The organism is Paenibacillus polymyxa (assembly GCF_015710975.1).
Taxonomy (GTDB): Bacteria; Bacillota; Bacilli; order Paenibacillales; family Paenibacillaceae; genus Paenibacillus; species Paenibacillus polymyxa.
In genome coordinates this window covers 1,755,001-1,780,735 of record NZ_CP049783.1, presented here as the reverse complement: position 1 = coordinate 1,780,735, position 25,735 = coordinate 1,755,001, and the positions used below count along the sequence as shown (strand labels likewise).

The window sequence follows — 25,735 nt, the reverse complement described above, 5'->3', positions numbered from 1 at the left end:
CCTGTGAGCGAAGAGCTAATCCATATCCAGGATGTGCTTCCGCACAGGTCCCCATTTCTTCTGCTCGATGGCGTGACCGGGTACGAAACGTCGCAATGGGCAAAGGGGTACAAGCTTGTTACCTCAAGCGAATGGTTTATTACAGAAGCTAATCCATACATGCCTCCTATGCTGATCGTGGAGTCGCTTGCACAATTAGCGGCATTCGCTGCGATTGACAAAAGAGGTATTTCATACCTAACCAACCTCAATGGCGTTCGCTTTCATAGCCTTGCGAAGCCTGGGGACCGAATAGATCTCTATTTTGAAGTGGTCAAGCGTCGGCGTGGTTATATTCTCGGAAGTGGCCGGGCTACCGTAGGCGAACGATTGGTGGCTGAGGCGGAAGAAATTGTTTCACTTGATCAATGACGGGGTGGAAGCGCGCGTTAAACTGTCTTTTTGTCCTCCTGACTGCCAAGTGCAGCGGGAGGATATTCACATCACGGAAATAGGAGTGAAATGAGATGAATAACATGCAGTTATTTGATTTAACGAATGCGCAAAAGCGTATATGGTATACCGAATTACTCTATCCAGATACATCCGTGTCACAGCTATCCGGTACAGCCAAGATGAAGGGTCACATCAATATCGCTGCCTTCATGCAGTCCATCAATTTGATTATCAAACAGTATGATGCGTTCCGCATTCGTATTACTTCAGTGGATGGAGTGCCCCAGCAGTATGTCGTTCCTTATGAAGAAAGACAGTTGGAGTGCTTGGATCTTACTCATATCGATAGTATTTCCGAGGTGGAAGCCTTACTTGAGCAGCACAAAAGCAAACCTTTGCCATTGCTGGACTCTGAACTCTTCCAGTTTTTGATTGTGAAGATTAGTGAGGAAGAGTATTGGATTAATATCAAAATGCATCATATTATTTCTGACGGGATCTCTATGGTGGTTTATGGAAATCAACTGACAGCCTTTTATATGGATTTAATTCAAGGAAATGAACCTAAGCTGAGCGATGATTGCTCTTATATTGAATATATTGCAGATGAGAACGCATATGAGCTTTCTGACAGGTACCAAAAGGATAAGGCATACTGGCTGGATAAATTCTCCGATTTGCCTGAACTCACAGGCTGGAAGTCATATAACCCGTTATCGCTAAGTACCCAAGCTGTTCGAGAACATTTTACTGTGCCGGAGACGCTATATAACGAGCTACAGGCATTTTGCCAACAAAACAGGATTTCTCTGTTCCAATTCTTCATGGGTGCGATGTATATCTACATACACAAAGTGACGAATCAGCCAGATGTGGTGATCGGTACCTCGTTCGCTAACCGGGGGAACAAGAAAGAGAAGCAAAAGATCGGTATGTTTGTCAGCACGGCTGCCGCCAGAACATACGTTGACAAGGATGTAGAGGTGTTAAGCTTCCTGCAGGAAGTAGCCAGGGACCAAATGTCAGTCTTGCGGCATCAGAAATATCCATACAATCAGTTAATTCAGGATCTTAGAGAAATGCACGGCAACAAGGATATTCAGCGGCTTTTTGGTGTTTCCATGGAATACCGCCTTATCAACTGGGTTGACTTGGATGACGTGCGCATTTTGACGGATTATGATTTTTGCGGCGATGAAGTGAATGATTTCGTGCTTCATATCGTGGAAATCTTGGATGAAGGCGAGCTTGTACTGGATATCGATTATCGGACAGAGCTGTTCGAACGCAGTGAAGTAACGGACATGGTGTCCCAACTGCTTACGATCGCCGAGCAGATCATTCATACACCGCAGCTTTCCATTGCAGAAGTAAATCTATTGGGAGAAGCAGAAGAGCAATCCATTCTGGCTCTTTCGGAAGGCGATGTAGTGGATTACCCGCGTGATAAGACCATTCATGGCTTATTCGAGGAACAAGCTGAGCGCACGCCGGACCACGTAGCTGTTCAGATGGGCGAGCAGAGCATTACATACCTAGCTCTAAATGAGCAGGCTAACCAGCTTGCGAGATATTTGCGCACCGAAGGCGTTGGTGCAGATGTACTCGTGGGGATTATGGCGGATCGTTCCCTAGATATGGTCGTCGGCATGTTGGCGGTTTTGAAGGCAGGAGGGGCCTATGTGCCAATTGATCCTGAATATCCTGAAGAACGCATTCGTTACATGCTAGAGGATTCGGGAGTCCGTCTATTGCTCACCCAAAGCCATCTATGGGAGAGTACCACTTTTGACGGAAAGCTTGTGAGTTTGGACGAAGCGGCAACGTATACAGGAGATGCTTCTAATCTGGAGAGCATTTCGGGACCGAACCATTTGGCCTATGTTATCTACACATCGGGTACAACTGGCAAGCCGAAGGGAACGCTGATCGAGCACAAAAATGTAGTTCGTCTGCTCTTTAACGATAACAATTTATTTGATTTCAGTTCCCATGATACATGGACTCTATTCCATTCGTTCTGCTTCGATTTCTCTGTTTGGGAGATGTATGGGGCGCTTCTTTACGGAGGAAAACTGGTAATTGTCCCATCCCTTACAGCTAAGAGTCCGGCAGCTTTCTTAGAGCTGTTGAAGGACAATCGAGTCACCATTTTAAACCAAACGCCGACATATTTTTATCAGGTGATACAGGAAGAATTGGCACAATCGTCCACAGAACTTAGCCTTAGAAAAATTATTTTTGGCGGAGAGGCTTTGAGCCCATCTCTTCTGAAAAACTGGCGGGCAAAGTATCCTGATGTGCAGCTGATTAATATGTACGGAATTACGGAAACGACGGTTCATGTCACTTACAAGGAAATCACAGAACATGAGATAGAAGCAGGCAAAAGCAATATTGGTAGAACCATTCCAACGCTTAGCGCTTATATTTTTGATGAGCACAGACGCTTGCAGCCTGTCGGGGTTCCGGGAGAGCTATACATTGCGGGGGATGGTCTTGCCCGTGGGTATTTGAACCGGCCAGATTTGACGGCTGAGAAATTTGTAGAACATCCGTATCGAGCGGGAGAACGCCTGTACCGAACTGGGGACCTGGCTCGCTGGTTGCCTGACGGCAATATTGAATATTTGGGCCGGATCGATCATCAGGTCAAAATTCGCGGCTACCGAATTGAGCTGGGCGAGGTCGAAGCCCAAATTCTCAAAGCTCCGGGCGTACGGGAAACGATTGTCCTCGCCCGGGACGACGAACAGGGACAAAAATTGCTGTGCGCCTACTATGTAGCCTCCAGCGATCTTTCGCCAGGGGAATTGCGGTCTCAGCTGGCAACGGAATTACCAGCTTACATGATTCCCTCTTATTTTGTTCGGTTGGAGCAAATGCCGCTTACACCTAATGGCAAGCTGGATCGCCGCGCGTTGCCGGCTCCTGAGGGTAGCGTACAATCCGGCGAGGATTATCTGGCTCCAAGAACTGCAGTGGAAGCACAACTGGTGCTTATTTGGCAGGATATCCTGGGAGCCGCCCGCGTTGGCGTCCACGATAATTTCTTTGAGATCGGTGGTCACTCTTTGCGGGCAACATTGCTCGTTACGCGGATTCGCAAAGAGCTGGGATGCAGCATTTCGCTGCGTGAAGTATTTCAATCGCCTACGGTTGAATCCCTGGCGCGACTGGTGAAGGAACGCATTCCAACCGTGTACGAGTCCATTCCACAGGCTGAAGAAAGCGAAGCATACCCAGTGTCCTCAGCGCAAAAGCGGTTATACGTGCTGAGACAGATGGATGGGGGAGAGCTCAGCTACAATATGCCAGGTGCCTTCACCGTGGACGGACCGTTGGATCGCGTGCGGCTGGAGTCTGCGTTCAAGGCACTGATCCAGCGCCATGAATCGCTGAGAACCTGCTTTTATATGCAGGATGGAGAGCTTGTTCAGCATGTGCATAAGGATGTTCCGTTCACGTTGGGCTATACAGAGGCTTCAGCGGAGGAGACGGATACGCTCATTCACAGCTTTACCCGTGCCTTTGATCTGAGCCAGGCTCCATTGCTTCGTGTTAGCTTAGTGAAGCTGCAGGAGGAGCGTCATCTGTTGCTGTTTGATATGCACCACATCATTTCAGATGGGGTTTCCATTCAAATACTAGTGGAGGAACTCACGCAATTATATCAAGGAGAACAACTACCAGAACTGCATATTCAATACAAGGATTATGCGGTATGGCAACGGGAACAGTCGGAAAGAGAATGGCAAGACCTTGAAGCGTATTGGCTGCAAACCTTTGAAGGAGAGTTGCCGGTATTGGATTTGCCTACGGACTTCCAGCGCTCTTCGGTTCGGAGCTTCGAGGGCAGCCGTATTGATTTTACATTGGACGAGTCTGGCAATAAGGCGATACAAGAGCTTGCATCCCGTACAGGTACTACACTGTATATGGTATTGCTGGCCGCTTATTCGGTGCTGCTGCACAAATATACAGGGCAGAAGGACATCGTCGTAGGTTCTCCAGTAGCCGGCAGACCACAAGCGGAGCTTGAGGGCATCATTGGTATGTTTGTCAATACACTGGCTTTGCGCAGCTACCCGGCAGGAGAAAAAACCTTTCAGGATTATCTTCTGGAAGTCAAGGAAACAGCGCTCAAGGCGTTCGAGCATCAGGATTACCCTTTTGAGAAATTGGTCGAAAAACTGGGCGTAGGACGTGATGTCAGCCGCAATCCGCTCTTTGACACCCTGTTGGTATTGCAAAATACGGAGCAGGAAGAGCAAGACATGGATGGCGTGCACTTTACTCCTTACCCGATGGACACCGTCACAGCCAAATTTGACCTGTCCCTTAATGTAGAGGAGAAGGGCGCTGAACTAGCCTTTGGCCTCGAATATAGTACAGCTTTGTATCGGCGGGAAACTGTAGAGCGACTTGCAACCCACTTGCTTCGGGTTCTGCATGCAGTCGCGGCCAATCCTCAGTTGCAATTGGCCGAAATTGAAATGATCACACCGGAGGAGAAAGTACAGATCATTGAAGTATTCAACGCGACAGCTACTCCTTATCCAAGGGATAAGACCATTCATGAATTGTTCGCGGAACAAGTCAAGCATACACCGGAGCAGACGGCGTTGGTATTCGGCGATGTCCGGTTAACATACCTTGAGTTGGAAGACAAGGCGAGCCGCTTGGCCCAAACACTGCGTCGTTTGGGGACGCTAAGGGAGCAACCGGTGGCTATTATGGGCGGACGGAGTATCGAGATGGTGGTTGGTATGCTCGCCGTGCTTCAGGCTGGTGGAGCCTATGTGCCAATCGATCCTGATTACCCGGAAGATCGGGTTCGTTATATGCTCGAAGATTCCGATGTCAAGCTACTACTGGTACAAAAGGGCGAGCTTATAAATGTAGACTACGGTATACCGATTGTTGACCTCAGCAGTGAAGAGGCTTATGCGTCTGATCCTGTCCAAGCTGAGGAGACAGTTCAGGGACCACAGGGACTCGCTTATGTGATCTATACCTCGGGTACGACAGGTAGACCGAAGGGCGTTATGGTTGAACATCGGAACGTGGTCCGTCTGGTCAAAGAAACCAATTATGTGGAGCTGAACGAATCCACGCGAATTTTGCAGACAGGAGCCGTGGCCTTCGATGCCTCGACCTTTGAGATATGGGGAGCGTTGCTTAATGGTGGACAGCTTTATTTCGTAGAGAACGACGATATCCTGATTGCCGATCGGCTCAAAGCAGCTATTGCCAAATACGGAATTACGACCATGTGGCTTACTTCACCGCTTTTCAATCAGCTTTCACTGCAGGACGAGTACCTGTTCAGAGGACTGAAAGCATTGCTGGTAGGTGGTGACGTACTGTCCATATCTCATATAAACCGTGTCATTGAGGCTAATCCTGATCTTGTCCCTATCAATGGCTATGGTCCGACAGAGAATACGACCTTCTCCACCACCTACAAGATTCCGGGTCGTGTTGAAGGGGGCGTGCCGATTGGGCGCCCGATTAGTAACTCGACCGCTTATGTAGTCAATGGATCGCTGCAATTACAGCCCATTGGTGCTTGGGGCGAGCTGATTGTCGGTGGTGAAGGTGTAGCGCGCGGATACCTCAATCGTCCTGACCTCACAGCAGAAAAATTTGTCCCTAGTCCTGTTAAGGAAGGGGAACGCTGCTATCGAACTGGTGATTTGGTTCGCTGGCTTCCAGATGGGAACCTGGAATTTAAGGGAAGAATTGATGAGCAGGTCAAAATACGCGGTTACCGTATCGAACTCCCCGAAATCGAGGCTCAATTAGCCAAGGTGGAGTCAGTAGTTGAAGCCGTAGTCGTCGTTCGTGCGGATGAGCTTGGAGAGAAGCAGCTTTGCGCTTATTATGTGGCAGATCGTACGCTCACGGCAGGCGAAGTACGCCTTGCCCTATCGCAGGTACTTCCGGGCTACATGATGCCATCCTACTTTATCCAGATGGATCGAATGCCATTAACGTCGAACGGAAAAGTGGACCGCAGATCTCTGCCAGCTCCGCAAGTAGGTGCGCATACAGGACGGAAGTATACAGCTCCTCGTACACCGGCTGAGGAAGCTTTGGCATCTGTCTGGCAAGGAGTGCTGGGTGCCGAACAGGTGGGGATCCATGACAATTTCTTTGAATTGGGTGGAGACTCTATCAAGGCCATTCAGGTGTCGTCACGGTTACTGCAAGCTGGTTATCGGTTAGAGATGAAGCAACTGTTCAAATCCCCAACCATTGCCGAGCTAGGTGCAGAAATACAAACAGCCGTGCATATGGCTGAGCAGGGAGTTGTGCGTGGAGCGGCTCGCTTGACTCCAGTCCAGCAGTGGTTCTTTGGGCGGAAGCAGACAGAGCCCCATCACTTCAATCAAGCAGTTATGCTGTATCGTGAACAGGGATTTGAGGAAACGGCCTTGCATCAAGTGCTGAGAAAATTGGCAGAGCATCATGATGCCCTTCGCATGGCTTTTCGTCAGACCGAGCAGGGCTACGAGGCTTGGAACCGTGATCTTGGAGAAGGAGAGCTGTATAGCCTGATCACTGCTGATTTACGGAGCGAATCTAATCCGGTTGCAGCCATTACAACGCTGTCGGATGACATCCAGCGCAGCATCAATCTGGCAGAAGGTCCACTGATGAAGTTAGGGCTTTTCCATTGTCAGGATGGAGACCACCTTCTGATCGTGATCCATCATTTAGTGGTGGACGGAGTATCCTGGCGGATTTTGTTCGAGGACTTCGCAGCAGGCTATGAACAGGTGATCCAAGGACAAGCACTGACATTTCCGCAGAAAACGGATTCCTTCCGTGATTGGGGAGACGCTATTGCCCGTTATTCGGAAGGACCAGAAATCGAGGTGCATCGGGCGTATTGGAGCAAGCTTGGGGATCAGCCACTCGAGCAGTTGCCGAAGGATGAGGCTGTGGAAAGCCTTTTATTGCAGGATAGCGAAGTGGTGACAGCACAATGGACGGTAGAAGAAACCGATCAACTGCTGAGAAAAGCCCATCGTGCTTACCAAACGGAGACGAACGATCTGCTATTGACTGCTCTAGGCATGGCGGTATCCAAATGGTCTGGTATTGGTAAGATCGCTGTGAATCTTGAGGGGCACGGTCGTGAGCCGATTATATCGAATATCGATATTACCCGTACTGTTGGCTGGTTTACAAGCCAATACCCAGTCATTTTAGACTTGGGAAATGATCTTGAGTTGTCAGCCTTAATCAAATCAGTGAAAGAAGAGCTGCGCCGTATTCCGAATAAAGGTATCGGATATGGGTTGCTCAAAACGATGGCGAGTCAGGAGGACGCAGACAGTTTCAGCTTGCAGCCTGAGATTTCTTTTAACTATCTGGGGCAGTTTGATCAGGATTTGCAAGGAAGCTCGTTGCAGGTTTCTCCTTATCCGACCGGAAGCGCGCAAAGCCTGTTGGGAGAGCCAGCCTATACGCTAGATATTAATGGCATGGTGACAGACGGAGCCTTGACTCTGACGATGAGTTATAACGGAAAACAGTATAAGTCATCTACAATGAAACAGCTCGCTGGATATATTGAAGAAAGCCTACGGCAGCTTCTTCAGCATTGTGTAACCCAGGAAAGAACTGTATTGACACCAAGCGATGTGCTTGCCAAGGGGCTGAGCATTGCTGATCTGGAGGAGCTTTCTAAGCAGACCAGCCACATAGGCGATATTGAGAATGTATACAGCCTGACGCCGATGCAGAAGGGCATGCTGTTTCATGATATGTTCGAGCCGCATACAGGTGCTTATTTTGAGCAGGCTGCCTTTGACTTTAAGGGTAGTTTTGATCCGACCGCTTTCGGACATAGTCTGGATGCAGTGGTGGAGCGTCATGCCATTCTGCGCACGAACTTCTACAGTGGTTGGGGCAGTGAGCCTTTACAAGTCGTATTTCGGCACAGAGGCGCCAAACTGGTGTATGAAGACCTGCGTGAGATGAATGCACCACAGCGTGAAGCTTATCTAAAGACATTTGCCGCTGAGGACAAAGCACAGGGCTTCAACCTGGCTGAAGATGAGCTTCTCCGTGTATCGATTTTGCAAACAGATGAAGAGAGCTTCCGTCTCTTGTGGAGCTTCCACCACATCGTCATGGATGGATGGTGTGTTCCATTAATTACACAGGAGGTGTTTGAACACTATTTTGCCCTCCTGGAAGGAAGAGAGCCTCAGCTGGCAGAGGTCCAGCCGTATAGCCGATATATTGAATGGCTGGAACAGCAGGATGAAGCAGCTGCGGCCGACTATTGGAGCCGATATCTGGCCGGTTATGAGCAACAGACGCTTTTACCTCAAGTCGGTGGAGCAGTCAAAGGAGAAGGCTATGTAGCAGAAAAGCTGAACTATCCTGTCAGCAGGGAATTGACTGAACGTCTGGAAAAGGTGGCCAGAGATGCTCATGTCACGATGAATATATTGCTGCAGTCCATCTGGGGCGTTGCGCTTCAACGCTATAACGGTAGTCGGGATGTTGTATATGGAAGTGTAGTGTCAGGCAGACCGGCTGAAATTCCGGGAATTGACCGGATGATCGGTTTGTTCATTAATACAATTCCAGTTCGTGTGAAGACGGAAGGACATCTCCCCTTCACAGTCCTGATGAAGCAACAGCAGGAGCAATATATGGCTTCTCATATGTATGACACCTACCCGTTGTTTGAAATTCAGGCTCAGACGGACCAAAAGCAGGATCTAATCTCACATATTATGGTATTTGAGAATTATCCTGTGGAAGAGGAAGTAGAGCGTCTAGGAGATGGCGAGGCTGCCTTTGAGATTGAGGAAGCGGAGCTTCTTGAACAAACGAATTACGATTTTAACTTAATTGTTCTACCGGGCAAAGAGATGAGATTGTTGTTCCAATACAATGCGCTCGTCTATGATTCAGCCACGATTGAACAAATCAAGAGTCACTTGTTTCACCTCATGGAACAAATTGTGGAGAATCCTGCAATTTCCGTGGATGCTCTGGAATTGGTTACGCCGCAGGAGAGAGAACAGATTCTGAGCGTATGGGGAGAAACGGAAGCCAGCTCCAAACACCGTACCACGTTTCACGGGCTGTTGGAGGAACAGGCGGCTCGAACGCCGGACGCGACTGCCATTCTGTTTGAGAACGAGATGCTGACCTATGCCGAGCTGAACGCAAAAGCCAATGGATTGGCGAGAAGACTGCGTGCTGAGGGAATCAAGACGGGAGACCTGGTGGGGCTGCTTGTTGAACGGTCAACGGATATGATCGTTGGGATGTACGGCATTATGAAAGCCGGGGGCGCCTACGTTCCAATGGATCCAGAGTATCCGAAAGAGCGAATCAACTACATGCTCGAAGATTCGGGGACGAAGATGATCCTTGCCCAAGCGCATCTTTTGGAGCATATAGACTGGATGGGAAATGTCCTGTTGCTGGAAGAACCGTCGACCTATGATGCCGATGAATCGAATTTGAAGGATACGGCCAACTCTGATGACCTGGCTTACGTGATCTATACTTCGGGCACGACGGGTCAGCCTAAGGGCGTGTTAGTAGAGCACCGCGGACTACGAAATCTGTCGGACGTATATCGGGGACTCTTCGAAGTTACACCGCAGGATCGGATCGTTCAGTTTGCAAGTCTGTCGTTCGATGCATCGGTTTCCGAGATTATAACGGCACTGAGCCACGGGGCTACTCTATGCATTCCTTCTACGCAAGATATTTTAGATCATGCCCTGTTCGAGCAGTTCATGAACAGCAAGGCAATTACGATAGCGACTCTGCCACCAGCTTACATTATTCACCTTGAGCCGGAGCGCCTGCCAGCACTGCGATGCCTGCTAACCGCCGGATCGGCCACATCGGTCGAGTTGATCGAAAAATGGAGGAAGCACGTACAGTACTTCAATGGCTATGGCCCAACAGAGGATTCTGTATGCACCACAATGTGGACTGTCCCGGACAGTGAAGAAACGATGGAACGGGTGTCCATTGGACAACCCATTGCTAACCATCGTGTGTATATCTTGGATGACCATTTCAGAGTGCTGCCTGTCGGCGTAGCTGGAGAGCTATGCATTTCAGGTATCGGGTTAGCCCGGGGCTATCATAACCAGCCTGCGTTAATGGATGAGAAGTTCGTGGACAATCCGTTTACTCCAGGAGAGCGTATGTATCGGACGGGTGATTTGGTTCGTTGGTTACCAGATGGAACTATCGAGTACTTAGGTCGGATAGATCACCAAGTCAAAATTCGTGGCTATCGGATCGAGCTGGGCGAGGTCGAAGCACACATGCTCAGAGTGCCGTTCGTTCAGGAAGTCGTGGCCTTGGCTGTGGAAAGTGAGGATGGCTACAAAGATCTAGTCGCTTACTTTGTAGCTGCTCAGAAGCTTGAGGTATCGGAGCTCCGGGCAGTTCTGTCGGAGATGTTACCTGGATATATGATCCCTTCCCGCTTCGTACAACTGGAGGACATGCCTCTGACGTCGAACGGAAAAATAGATCGAAAAGCGCTGCAGGGTGAGCAAGGATGGGCAGTTGCTTCATCTGAGGCTCCACAGACACCTGTAGAAATTCAATTAGCCGAAATCTGGCAAGAGGTGCTGGGTGTAGAGAGCGCGGGAGTAAAGGATAATTTCTTCCATTTTGGAGGCCATTCACTGCGTGCAGCTCTGCTAGTCTCACGAATTCGTAAGGAGATGAACCGTGAGATTAGCCTAAGAGAAGTGTTCGAGTCGCCTACCATTGAAGGCTTGGCTCGTGCCATTGAGGGCTATACACCGCTGAATTTTGAAGAAATTCCTACAGCGGGAGCGCGAGAGCACTACCCATTGTCCTCAGCCCAAAAACGGCTGTTTATCCTTAGCCAGCTGGAAGGCGGAGAGCTGAGCTACAATATGCCAGGTATTCTTATGGTTGAGGGAGCCCTGAATCGGGAACGACTGGAGCAGGCATTCCGTCGTCTGATTCATCGTCATGGTTCACTGCGAACCCGTTTTGTGACTGTTAACGGTGAACCTGTACAGCAGATCCTACCGGATGTTCCGTTTACGGTGGAATATGCGGAGTTGAGCGAGACAGAGTCAGAAGCTGCCCTTCAGCAGTTTGTTCATCCTTTTGACCTTGGCGAAGCACCATTGCTGCGGGTAGGTCTCATTCGAATTGCACACGAGCGCCATTTACTGTTGTTCGATATGCATCATATTGTCTCGGATGGGGTTTCTATGAATATTCTCATAGAAGAGTTCCTTCACTTCTACCAAGAAGAGGACGTATTGCCTGCGTTGCAGATCCAGTACACAGACTATGCGGTATGGCAGCAAGAGCAGCTCGGAAGCGAGCGTCTCAAAGCCCAGGAAGCTTACTGGCTGGATGCATTCCGCGGAAGCTTGCCAGTGCTGGATTTACCAGTAGATGAAGTTCGTCCTGCGGTACGAAGCTTTGCGGGAGATCGGATTGACTTCCAGATTGATGCTTCTCTGAGCGCTTCACTCCAGGAGCTGGCTACCCGAACAGGTTCTACGCTGTTCATGGTGCTGCTGGCAGCCTATACGACGCTCTTGCACAAGTACACGGGGCAGGAAGATGTCATTGTAGGTTCACCAGTGGCGGGAAGATCCCATGCCACACTCGAAGGACTCATCGGTATGTTCGTAGGCACAGTGGCACTGCGTACTTATCCAGAGGGCGAAAAGTCCTTCGAGGCTTACTTGAAGGAAGTGAAGGAAACAGCACTGCGGGCCTATGAAAATCAGGATTATCCGTTCGAGGAGCTGGTAGAGAAGCTGGAGCTTCAGCGTGACCTGAGTCGTAACCCACTATTTGATACTATGTTTGTTCTGCAAAATATCGAGCAGGGAGAACAAGAAATAGAGGGATTGCGTTTCACTCCTTACGATCAGGGCCATCCTGCTGCCAAGTTCGACCTCACGCTGACAGTGAGTGAAGCGGATGGGGCATTGAACTGCACGTTGGAATACGCGACTGCAATCTACAAGCGGGAGACCGCTGAGCGGATGGCAGGCCACTTTGTACAGCTTATTCAGGAAGCTATCGCCAATCCGGGATTGTCGTTGTCATCCCTTGATATCGTGACACCGCAGGAAAAGTCGATGCTGATGAAAGATGCGGACGAAGCCAAAGCAGATTATCCTCGTGACCAAACGATTCATGCACTGTTCGAGGAACAGGCTGTCCGTAATCCGGATGCAGTAGCGGTCGTATGTGAAGAGGCAACCTTGTCCTATAGCGAGCTGAATGAGCGGGCCAATGGACTTGCCAGAACGCTCCGCGAGCGTGGTCTGCAACCAGACGGTTTGGTTGGAATCATGGCGGATCGTTCCCTTGAAATGGTCGTTGGGATTTTGGCCATCTTGAAGGCGGGCGGGGCTTATGTCCCTGTCGACCCTGAATATCCAGAGGACCGCATTCGCTTTATGCTTGAGGATTCGGGAGCCAAGCTGCTGCTGGCACAAGCGCATCTGGAGACACGTATCTCCTTCACCGGGGACATTGTTAATCTGGACGAGGCGGCTTCCTACAAGGAAGATGTCTCAAATCTGGAGCCTACGGCTGGACCGAATCATCTTGCCTACGTTATCTACACATCGGGTACGACAGGCAAGCCAAAGGGAACGCTGATCGAGCACAAAAATGTAGTCCGCTTGCTCTTTAATGATAAAAATATGTTTGATTTCGGTCCTCAGGATACGTGGACGCTGTTCCATTCATTCTGTTTCGACTTCTCCGTATGGGAGATGTACGGGGCATTGCTGAACGGAGGTCGTCTGGTCATCGTTCCATCGCTTACTGCGAAGAGCCCAGAGCGTTTCTTGCAGTTGCTTAAGGACCAGAAGGTTACCGTGTTGAACCAGACGCCAACATACTTCTATCAGTTACTACAAGAAGAACTTAGTCATCGCGCTGCAGAATTGAGTCTTCGCATGATTATCTTCGGCGGGGAGGCATTAAGCCCGGCCTTGCTCAAGGACTGGAGAGCGAAATATCCGCAAGTACAGCTCATCAACATGTATGGCATCACGGAAACGACCGTGCATGTAACGTATAAGGAAATTACGGAACTGGAAATTGGACAGGGCCGCAGCAATATCGGTATCCCGATTCCGACACTACGTGCGTACATTCTGGATGAACAACGCCGTCCACAACCGATTGGCATTCCGGGTGAACTCTATGTGGCGGGCGAAGGCCTGGCGCGTGGCTAACTGAACCGACCGGAATTGACGGCAGAGAAGTTTGTAGCTCATCCGTTTGAAGCGGGCGAGCGCATGTACCGCTCAGGTGACTTGGCACGCTGGTTGCCGGATGGCAGCATGGAGTATTTGGGACGGATTGACCATCAGGTTAAAATCCGGGGTTACCGTATCGAACTGGGAGAAGTGGAGGCGAAGTTGCTCCATGCTCCGTCTGTGAGGGAGGCCGTTGTGCTTGCCCGGGAGGATGGAAGTGGACAAAAAGTACTGGTGGGCTATTTCACTGCCGATCAGATGCTGACAGTAGGCGAATTGAGAAAAGCCTTGGCTGCTGAGCTGCCGGCTTATATGATTCCGTCTTACTTCATGCAATTGGAACAGATGCCGTTGACACCAAATGGTAAGCTGGATCGCAAAGCACTTCCAGCTCCTGAGACCAATGTGCAGACTGGAGCGGTTTATGAAGCGCCGAGGAACACAGCTGAGGAAGCTTTGGCTTCTGTATGGCAAGGTGTGTTAGGAGCACAGCAGGTCGGCATCCATGATCACTTCTTCGATCTGGGTGGTGACTCCATTAAGGCGATTCAGGTGTCCTCTAGATTGTTCCAATTAGGATATAAATTAGAGATGAAGGATCTCTTCAAATATCCGACAATTGCTGAGCTAAGCCCGTATCTTCAAGTAGCCGGACGCACAGCAGAGCAGGGTGAAATCAAAGGTGCAGCGGAGTTAATGCCAATTCAGCGCTGGTTCTTTGAACGTCACACAGCGGAGCCACATCATTACAATCATGCTGTCATGCTCCATCGGAAAGACGGCTTTGATGAGGCTGCACTCCGGTTGACAATGGACCAAGTTGCGATTCATCATGACGCGCTACGTATGGTTTTCCGGTCTACAGAAGCTGGATATGCAGCTTGGAATCGGGGAATTGACGAAGGCGAACTCTACACATTGGACATCGTCGATATGAGACAGGTAGAAGACCAGGCAGCTGCTGTTCAAGCCCAGGCCGATGCCATCCAGGCAAGCTTCCACTTGGAAGACGGCCCTCTGTTCAAGCTAGGCTTGTTCCATTGTAATGATGGCGATCATTTGTTGATTGTCATTCATCACCTCTTGGTTGACGGCGTATCCTGGCGCATCCTGTTTGAAGACATTGCAACAGGATACGAGCAGGCATTGAATGGAAAAGCGATTGTTCTTCCGCAAAAGACCGATTCGTATCTTGTATGGTCCGAGCAAGCGGCGAAGTATGCAGCAGGCCCTGCCCTGGACGAGGAACGTTCATACTGGCAGCAGATTGAGGAGACGATGCTGGCTCCACTGCCAAAGGATGAGGATCAGGAACCGGGCACCATTCGGGATACCGAGTCGGTTACGGTAACGTGGTCTGCTGAAGAAACAGACCTGCTGTTGCGACAAGCAAACCGGGCTTATCATACGGAGACGAATGATTTGCTCTTGACTGCGCTGGGAGCAGCTATTCAGCGCTGGACAGGCATGGAACAGATTTTGGTTAACCTTGAAGGGCATGGCCGGGAAATGATCGTACCAGATCTGGATATTACCCGCACCGTGGGCTGGTTCACCACCCAATACCCTGTTCTGCTGAACCTGCAAGGTGGGCAGGAAGTATCTGCCCAAATCAAGCGCATCAAGGAGAATTTGCGAGAAGTTCCGCACAAAGGCATCGGCTACGGTCTGCTGAAGTATATGGCACCGGAAAAAGGTACTCGATTCAGCGTAGAACCGGAGGTTTCCTTCAACTACCTTGGACAGTTTGATCAGGATTTGGAAGGCAATGCTCTTAGCCTGTCTACACATTCAGTCGGTAAGGCGCTCAGTGATCACACACCACAGCAATATGCTCTGGATGTGAATGGCATGATTGCCGAAGGCCAGCTATCACTGACGATTACGTACAGCAACAGGCAGTACCGTAAGGAGACGGTAAGTCATTTTGCTGAATTATTACAGTCAAGTCTTAGCGAGGTCATCCAGCATTGTGTGACTCAGGAGCGTTCGCAGCTTACGCCGAGTGATGTTCTGTTCCAAGGACTGACCCTGGAGCAGCTTGATCGACTCACAGCCCAAACGGCCCATATTGGAGAGATTGAGGATGTGTACAAGCTAACGGCAATGCAGAAGGGCATGCTCTTCCACAGCTTGCTGGAGCCGGACTCCTCTTCATACTTTGAGCAGGCAACGTTTGAGCTACGTGGCAGCTTCGATGTAGATATCTTCTTCGAGAGCTTCCAGGCTTTGGCGCAACGACATGCCATATTGCGTACCGGCTTTTACAACAATATCACTGATGTACCGCTGCAAGTTGTCTTTAAGCAACGGCCAATCCCTCTGAACTACGTAGATTTGCGTGCCGGTACGTTGCAGGAGCAAGAAGCCCAAATTCAGGCTTATACTACTGAAGATATGGCTAAGGGATTCAGCTTGTCAGAAGATCCGCTGATGCGAGTGACTGTCATGCAAAAGGAACAAAGCCACCTTGTATTGTGGAGCTTCCATCATATTGTCATGGATGGCTGGTGCATCCCGATTATTACACAGGAGCTGTTCGATTATTATTCTGCCCTGCGTCAGCAAGTACAGCCTGTACTACCACCGGCTCAGCCCTACAGCCGTTATATAGAATGGCTTGATGCACAGGATGATCAAGAGTCTTCAACATATTGGAGCCAATATCTCGAAGACTATGACGGTAATACTGTATTGCCGGAAGCTAAAACGAAATCTCAAGCTAAAGTAGAGGGTTACGTTCTGAATGAGCATGTTCTCCATTTGGGCGCGTCCTTGACCCATAAAATGGATGTTGTCGCGAAGCGCAATCATGTGACCGTCAACACACTCATGCAGACAGCCTGGGGCCTGATTCTCCAACATTACAATGCCAGCTCGGATGTTGTTTTCGGTGGCGTTGTATCAGGTAGACCTGCTGAGATTGCAGGGATCGAGAATATGGTGGGTCTGTTTATTAATACAGTACCTATCCGCGTACAGTCATCCAAAGACGAGGCCTTTGTCGAGGTGATGAAACGTACACAGGCACATTCGTTGGCTGGTCGTGCCTACGACACCTATCCGCTGTATGAGATTCAGGGGAAAACAACCCAAAAGCAAGACCTGATTTCTCATATTATGATCTTTGAAAATTATCCGCTCGACGAACAGGTAGAACAGTCGGGTAATCACACAGAGGACAATCTCGAAGTCGCCAACTTCGCCATGTTTGAGCAAACCAACTATGACTTTAACCTCGTTGTCATTCCAGGCGAGGACATTAAGGTCTGCATTCGCTACAACGCTTCGGTCTATGAGCAAGAAAGCATTGCGCGAATCGGAGGACATTTGTTGCAAATGCTCGATCAGGTAGCTACTCGTCCACAAGCGACGATACAGGAGCTGGAGATTGTAACACCGGAGGAACGGACGAAGCTGCTTGACTGGGGTGGCAAGGCTCATGCCTATCCAAGTGATCAGGGTCTGCATACCTTGTTTGAGGAACAGGTTGTCCGTACGCCAGATAAGATCGCAGCAGTAAGCGGCGATATCCAGATCACGTATCGGGAGTTGAACGAGCGGGCGAACAGACTGGCTTCGACCTTGATAGACCAGGGACTGCGGAGTGAACAAGTAGTGGGTCTGTTGGCGGATCGGTCAGTGGAACTGCTGGTTGCCATCATGGGTGTACTCAAAGCGGGCGGAGCCTATGTACCGATTGATCCTGAATATCCGCAGGAGCGGATTCAGTATATTCTGAAGGACTCCGGCGCTGAGATTCTGCTCACACAGAGCCACCTGACGAAGCTGGCCTCCTTTGAGGGAATGGTTATGGAATTGGATTCTCCGCACATCTACGGAACCGGAGTGGATAATCCTAATATTCCTGTAAGAGGAAACGACCTAGTGTATTTAATCTATACCTCAGGTACAACAGGGAATCCGAAGGGAACCATGATTAACCATAAAGGGATCGTGAACTACATCTGGTGGGCCAATAAGGTCTATTGTGCAGGGCAACCAACGGACTTCCCGCTGTACTCATCCATTTCGTTTGACTTGACGATGACATCAATGTTTACTCCGTTAATAAACGGAGGAATAGTACGGATTTATGATGGTATAGATAAGGCAGAGGTCGTTCAGCATATTTTGCGCGAAAATGCGGTCGATATTCTCAAGCTGACGCCGACGCATCTCAGTCTCATAAAAGACATGACCATTCCAGCGGAGAGTCGTATTCAGCAGCTTATTGTGGGTGGAGAGAATCTGACCACTCATTTGTCCAAAACGATTACCGATCTCTTTGGCGGCAACATCAAAATTTACAATGAATACGGCCCAACCGAAACCGTCGTTGGCTGCATGATTCACCTGTACGATCCTGCGAAGGATACACGGGAATCTGTACCGATTGGATTGCCGTCCGACAACATATACATTCATATCCTGGATGAACAGCTTCGTCTTGTACCGTTAGGTGTGGAGGGCGAAATGTACATCGCCGGGGACGGAGTAGCCCGTGGATACCTGAATCGTCCGGATCTTACCGCAGAAAAATTCATTAGGGATCCGTTCGCTGCGGAAGGAAATATGTATCGGACCGGAGATTTGGCTCGTCGCCTTCCTAATGGAGACATTGAGTACATTGGGCGTATTGACCATCAAGTTAAAATACGGGGCTATCGTATTGAGCTTGGTGAGATTGAGGCCAAGTTGCTGGATATGCCACTTGTGGAGGAAGCTCTCGTTGTTGCGTGGGCAGACGCCAATGGACAGAAGTCTCTATGTGCTTACTTTGTAGCTGATCGGGAAATGTCTGTCAGCGAGCTGAGAAATGAACTGTCTGCCGAGCTGCCTGCATATATGATTCCGTCTTACTTTGTCCAAATGGACGTAATGCCTTTGACACCAAATGGCAAGCTGGATCGTAAGGCACTGCCTGAACCAAACTTGGGTGTGAAAGCAGGAGCCGCCTTTGCTGCTCCGCGGACGGATGTGGAGAATATTTTGGCTTCGATTTGGCAAGGTGTGCTCGGCGTACCGCTTGTTGGCATGCATGATAATTTCTTTGAACTTGGAGGCGACTCGATCAAATCGATTCAGGTTTCATCAAGACTTCTCCACGCAGGCTACAAACTGGAGATGAAGAATTTATTCAGCTATCCAACAATTGCGGAACTGGCTCAGCGTGTTAGCGCAGTCAGCCGAATTGCAGATCAGGGCGAGGTACACGGAACGGTAAAACTGGGACCTGCCCAGCGCAGATTTTTCGAAGAGCAGTCAAAGGATCTACATCACTTTAATCAGTCGGTCATGCTGTACCGACGCGAAGGCTTTAATACCGATGCGCTCGCCAAGGTTATTCAAAAAATTGCAGAACACCATGATGCGCTGCGACTGGTATTCCGCCAAGGAGAGCACGGAGTAGAAGCGTGGAACCGCAGTTTGGGCGAAGGTGAGCTGTATAGCCTCCAAATCCACGATTTGCAGGATGAAAAAGACCCGGCTTTGGCAATAGAAGCTGGTGCAGAAGCCATTCAGCGCAGCATCTCTCTGGAGGATGGGCCTCTCTTTAGACTAGGTTTGTTCCGCTGTGCGGAAGGCGAACATTTGTTGATCGTTATTCATCATTTGGCTGTGGATGGCGTATCCTGGCGTATTCTCTTTGAGGACTTGCAGGAAGGCTACGAACAAGCAGCACGTGGAGAAGCGGTCAAGCTCCCACAAAAGACAGATTCGTACCGGGCATGGGTTGATGGGATTACGCAATATGCCAACAGCCCGGCGGCTAAACAAGAACGTAGTTTTTGGGCAGAGGTAGAAGGAGAGGGATTTGCCCTTCTTCCAAAAGACAAGGTAGACGGCGCTCTTCTCATAAAAGACACCGAGGCTGTTACGGTAACATGGTCGCCAGAAGAGACAGAGCAGTTCCTGAAAGAGGCGAATCGCGCTTACAATACGGAAGTTAACGATCTGCTCTTGACGGCCCTAGGTATGGCTGTTCACGAGTGGACAGGGATCGAACGTGTAGGCATCGTGCTCGAAGGACATGGACGGGAGCCTGTTGTACCGGAATTAGATATCACTCGCACAATAGGCTGGTTTACAAGTCAGTATCCTGTCGCCCTTGAGATGGGAGGCGAAATGGAGATCGGCGCCAGAATCAAGCGTATTAAGGAAGGCCTGCGTCGTATCCCGAACAAAGGTGTAGGATATGGTATTTTGAAATATTTGAGTGACGTATCCACTGGCTCCTCCTTCTCGGCAGAACCGGAGATTACCTTCAACTACCTGGGGCAGTTTGACCAGGATCTTGCAGAGGGAACGATGGAGGTATCGCCTTACTCAGCAGGAACTGAGGTCAGTGAGGAGATGGTGCAGCATCAGGCCTTGAATATTAATGGACTGATTACCGAAGGACAGCTTCAGCTTTCGGTCAGCTATAACCATCAACAGTTCCATGTGGATTCGGTAGAAAAGTTTGCCGGTATCTTGAAGGAACGTCTCAGTGAAGTCATTGGACACTGTGCACGCAAGGATAGAACCGAGCTTACACCAAGCGATGTACTCCTTAACGATATCAGCTTGGAGGAAATCGAGGAGCTGGAAGAGCAGACACGGCACATCGGTAGCATTGAAAATGTGTATAAACTGACACCGATGCAAAAGGGAATGCTGTTCCACAGCTTGCTGGAGCCTCATTCAGAGGTCTACTTTGAGCAGGCCACATTTGAAATTCAGGGAGTATTCTATCCTGAGGATTTCAAACGCAGCTTACAGCATCTGATGAAACGGCATGCCATACTGAGAACGAATTTCCATGCTGGATGGGGCGACTTCCCTATACAGATTGTGTTCAAAGAAAGAGCATGCGATTTCGTATACGAGGAATTGCATGAGCTGGAACCGGGCGAAATGGAAACGCGTCTTGCAGCTTATATGGACCAGGACAAAGCGAGAGGTTTTGATCTTGCGAATGAAGCCTTGCTGCGTGTTGCTATTCTACGTACTGCAAAAGAGCACTACCATCTATTGTGGAGCTCTCATCACATCATTTTGGATGGCTGGTGTATGCCTCTTGTGCTCCAGGAAGTGTTTGAAACGTACGGAGCTCTGCGTGAGCAAAGGGAGCCTGAACTTCCTGTAGCAGCATCGTACAGCCAGTACATTCAATGGTTAGAGAAACAAGGCGAGGAAGAGGCATCCTCCTACTGGAGAGGGTATCTGGAAGGCTACGAGCAGCAGACGAAGCTGCCACAGGCCATCACACAGCCATCGGCAAAAGCAGAAGCCTACGTGTCGGAGAAGCTGGTATTCACGTTGGATGCAGATTTGACTGAGCGCTTGGAACAAGTGGCCAAACAGCATCAAGTGACGATGAACACGCTGATGCAAGCTGCTTGGGGAATCGTATTGCAACGCTACAATAGAAGTCAGGATGTCGTCTTCGGAAGTGTGGTTTCGGGGAGACCTGCCGAGATTCCAGGCATCGAAAGCATGATCGGTCTCTTCATTAATACAGTTCCAGTTCGAGTTCAGGCCGAAGGAAGCGAAACGTTCTCTCATGTGATGAAGAGACAGCAGGAATTATATTTGGCTGGGCATGCTTATGATTCCTATCCGCTCTATGAGATTCAGGCACAGAGCGAACAAAAGCAAGATTTGATTTCCCATATCATGGTATTTGAGAATTACCCGGTAGAAGAGCATATGGAAGAGAAAATTGCCAATGATGAGGCTGAATACAAAATTACGGATGTTCAGATGTTTGAACAGACAAATTATGATTTTAACCTCATTGTGCTGCCGGGACGTAGTCTGGAGTTCTTGTATCGTTATAATGCCCGTGTCTATGACCGGGAGAGCGTGGAACGGATTCAAGGGCACTTGACGAAAATTCTGACAAACGTATCTGTACAACCTGCTATCCGTATTGATGAGCTGGAGCTGATAACGCCAGAAGAGAAATCACAAATTATAGAGGTATGGGGAGACACAGCAGCTCCTTATCCGCGTGAGAAGACCCTTCACGGCATATTTGAGGAAAAAGCTGCACTCACACCGGATCATACAGCACTTATTTTCGGCGAAACGGAGCTTACCTACGGAGAACTTCATCAGCAGGCCAACCGCCTCGCACGTACGCTCCGCGCGCAAGGGGTCAGACCAGATCAGCCAGTCGGCATCATGGTCGAGCGTTCGCTTGAGATGATCATAGGTATCCATGCCATTCTAAAAGCGGGCGGCGCTTATGTTCCGATTGATCCGGAATTCCCTGAGGATCGTATTCACCACATGCTGGAGGATTCGGGAGCGAAGCTTCTGCTGACGAAGAGCCATCTCAAGGATCGTTTCCCATTCACTGGCACGATCCTGGCACTGGATGATCCGCAGGCGTATCATGCGGATGACTCCAATCTGGAGCCAATTGCAGGACCAGAACATCTGGCGTATATCATTTACACGTCGGGTTCAACCGGCAAGCCGAAAGGTGTAATGATTGAGCATCGCTCCGCCGTCCATACACTGAGTCAGTTGGAAGCTGAATATCCTATGTTGGCAGGTGACCGATTCCTGCTCAAAACGACATTCACCTTTGACTTCTCCGTACCGGAGCTGTTCTGTTGGTTCTTTGGACAGGGGACGCTCGTGATCCTACCGCAGGGCGTGGACAAAGATCCGGTCGCACTGCTGGAGGCTGTGGATGCGAACCGAATCACGCATCTTAATTTGGTACCTTCGATGCTCAGTGTGCTCGTTCAATATTTGAAAGAAAGCAGTACCCAAGGATTCCTTACTCTGAAATATCTGTTTGCCTGCGGCGAGACGCTGCCTGCCAAACTTGTGGAAGAGTACTATAAAGTGTCTCCTTATGCCGTACTGGAGAACATCTACGGTCCTACGGAGGCGGCTGTATATGCGACTCGATATACAACGAGTCGTGAGACTGCGACTCTAACGCATGTGCCTATCGGCAAACCGTACGCTAACGTCCAAGTATGGATGATGGATAGCGCTTCTCAGGTATCCCCAGTAGGTGTGCCGGGGGAACTCTGCATTGCAGGTGAAGGGGTAGCGAGAGGGTATTTCAATCAGCCGGAACTGACAGCAGAGAAGTTCATTCCTCATCCGTACAAGTCGGGTGAACGGATTTACCGAACGGGCGATTTGGCTCGGTGGTTGCCTGACGGGAATATTGAGTACTTGGGACGGATTGATCACCAGGTAAAAATCCGCGGTTACCGCATTGAGCTGGGAGAAGTGGAAGCACAAATTCTGAAGGTACCATCGGTGCAGGAAGCGGTTGTTCTAGCACTGGCTGACTCCAGCGGAAGTACTCAGCTTTGTGCATACTTTGTGGCCGAGGAGGCGCTCGCAGCGGGCGTACTACGCGAGGCACTGGCCAGCGAGCTGCCAAGCTACATGATTCCATCTGCTTTCGTGCAGTTGGGGCAAATGCCGCTGAATCCGAATGGCAAATTGGATCGCAAAGCGCTACCGGCACCGGAAACACTTCTGCGGAGCACAGCCGAGTATATCGCGCCGCGTACGCAGACAGAAGTAGAGCTTGCTAAGATTTGGTCCGAGGTGCTCGGAGTACAGGAAATCGGGATCAGGGATCAATTCTTCGAACTTGGCGGTCATTCCCTGAAAGTATTGGGCTTGATCCAAAGGATCTCGTCCAGTATGGGTGTTCATCTCCCACTTCAAGCCGTATTTAATCTGCCGACTGTGGAAGAAATGGCGCATGAAATTTTCAAGCTGCAGGCAACAACTGCTGCCGATGAACAAGAAATGGAAATTATCCACTTCCCAGGAAAAGGAACGCTTAAAGTATTTTGCTTCCCTCCTCGGGTAGGTCACTCTCTGGGGTACTATGAGATGGCCAAGGAGCTGGATGGGCTTTGCGAGGTGTACGGGATGGAATTTATCGGCGACCGTTTCCAGGGTCAAGATATGTTGGATCGATACATCGATGCCATCGTAGATATTCAAGCAGAGGGTCCATATATATTCTTGGGATACTCACTTGGAGGAAATCTTGCCTTTGAGGTAGCTAAAGCCATGGAAAGCCGAGGTTACCATGTTGGGGACATTATTATGGTAGATGCTATGAGAAAGATGTCCAAGGATGAATCGACACCTGAGGAGCTTGAAGAGATTGTCGAGACGGTGCTGGACAGCATTAGGGAGCAGTACAAAGCATTCCTGGCCGATCCAGCCGACAGGGAGCGAGTCATGGACAAAATGTTGGTTTACTCCAGCTACCGCGATGAGCTTATTAACGCAGGTGAAGTTCATGCGAATATCCATGCTATGATTGCAGAGGATGATAGTGTTGGTCCGGATACATCATTAGATAAATTGTTATGGCAACAGGCAACACTTGGCCAATACAAAGAATACGGGGTCATCGGAACGCACGATGTGCTGCTTGATTCCGGTTTTGTTGGAGAGAATGCTAAAGTACTGAGACAGATACTTGGTAAAATTGCAGAAGCCTCATCTAAAAACAAGCCTATTTTGTCTTAATATCAATCAACCAGAATAGTAGTGGGCAACAAAGACGCCCGGGTTCCTTTATAAAGGAACCCGGGCGTCCTTTTTATTTTATGAAATCCGCAACATGCAGAGAGTAGTGCCCTTAATGATCAGTGTTTGTTTTAGCAATGGTTGACCGAGAATAATGGATATTGGAGATGAGATCACGGATGACTTGAATGACGAGCTCAGGTTGATCATGGATAATCATATGTTCGCTCTTTTTGGCGACAATAAGCTTGCTGTTGTTAGAGATGTGGAGCATCTCGCGCTGCCCGATTTGCCAGCTTTGTTCGATCTGATCATTTCCACGCTTACTTATACCGAACTGAGTCAAATTTTGCTGAATGCCTCGGGCAATTACGCGTACAGGGAGGTTGCCCAAATGCTGGCCGCGTATGGCATCTTCGGTAGTGCTCGCCAGATCACCCTCCTCGGCAACAGAGCGAAAGTACTTGGGGGAAGCAACAATGTTCACGAAAGATTTTCTATCTCGATACTCCACCCGACCGTTTAGCATTAAGTTGGGGAACAGACGAAAAGCCCCCGATCTTTCTAGGAGAATGGATATGAGCGGCGAGGGATTGACCTTAGGCCGTTCTTTGGCATAGATCTTATTTGTCCGCCGGGCATCATTCTCAGGCCTAGCATCCACCAGAACCAATCCTGCGACTTCGTCTCTGTACGTCTGTGCATAGAGTCTTGAGTACATCCCTCCGAGGGAATGGCCTACAAGGATATATGGAGCTTGGATGTCTGCATTTTTTAGAGCGGTATGAAGCTCCCGAACGATGTTTTCGCCGGTACGTGGAGTATTTGCCTCTTCGCTCCATGCATAGCCTGCCCGATCATAGGATACAACGGTGGCAAAGGATGATAGCTTCTCGGGAATATCTCTCCAAGAAAGGCTACTTTCCCCGCTCCCTGATTCAAGCACTATCGTTGGAGAGCCGGCACCCATTTTATGAATATGGAGACGATAACCTCCAGCGTCGACCATTCTCCCCAGAGGAGGATGTTGCGACTTATCATGTTTGGATGCAATCCACTCATACACAAATCCAGAGATAACAACAAGCAGTAAGCAAGAGATAACCCAAAACACAACTTTCGTCCAGGTCAGCCTTCGTTGTTTCATATAACATCTACTCCTCTATAAGGTCATTATTCAATTCACAACATCTATTTCATATGAGGTAAAATTGCTTTGGTGTGGTTGGTTCATGATGAACTTTCATGTAAACATTAAGTTGGAATTCCGTAGTATCTACCTTTTCACTATTAAAGGCTGAGGGGAATGGCGCGGGCGTTCCTTATCATTTATACCCATCCTTTGTTTGTCAAATCATCAATATTAAAGAAAAAATGAATATACAATCTAGGAACCATTTGAACAAAAGCCTAGGGCCCAGCTACAAACATATAGGTGTGAAAACAATTTAATAAAAAAACTTGCATTTAAAAATCCAGAATGATATACTCTAATTCCG

General features: G+C 49.3%; 2 protein-coding genes and 1 pseudogene. 2 read left to right on the top strand and 1 reads right to left on the bottom strand.

Features of this window, described 5'->3' with window-relative positions; translation table 11 throughout:
• The first annotated feature begins 3 nt into the window (after positions 1-3).
• Positions 4-411: a 3-hydroxyacyl-ACP dehydratase FabZ family protein gene (locus G7035_RS07970; RefSeq protein ID WP_019685751.1), complete on the top strand. Its 408-nt coding sequence runs from the start codon at positions 4-6 to the stop codon at positions 409-411.
• Positions 412-506: 95 nt separating this feature from the next.
• A pseudogene (locus tag G7035_RS27805) lies at positions 507-24,236 on the top strand (non-ribosomal peptide synthase/polyketide synthase).
• A 112-nt stretch (positions 24,237-24,348) separates the two neighbouring features.
• Here G7035_RS27805 and G7035_RS07960 read toward each other — a convergent pair.
• Entirely contained in the window at positions 24,349-25,383 is a 1,035-nt protein-coding gene (locus G7035_RS07960; protein WP_016818884.1) for an alpha/beta hydrolase, read from the bottom strand.
• Positions 25,384-25,735 lie beyond the last annotated feature (352 nt).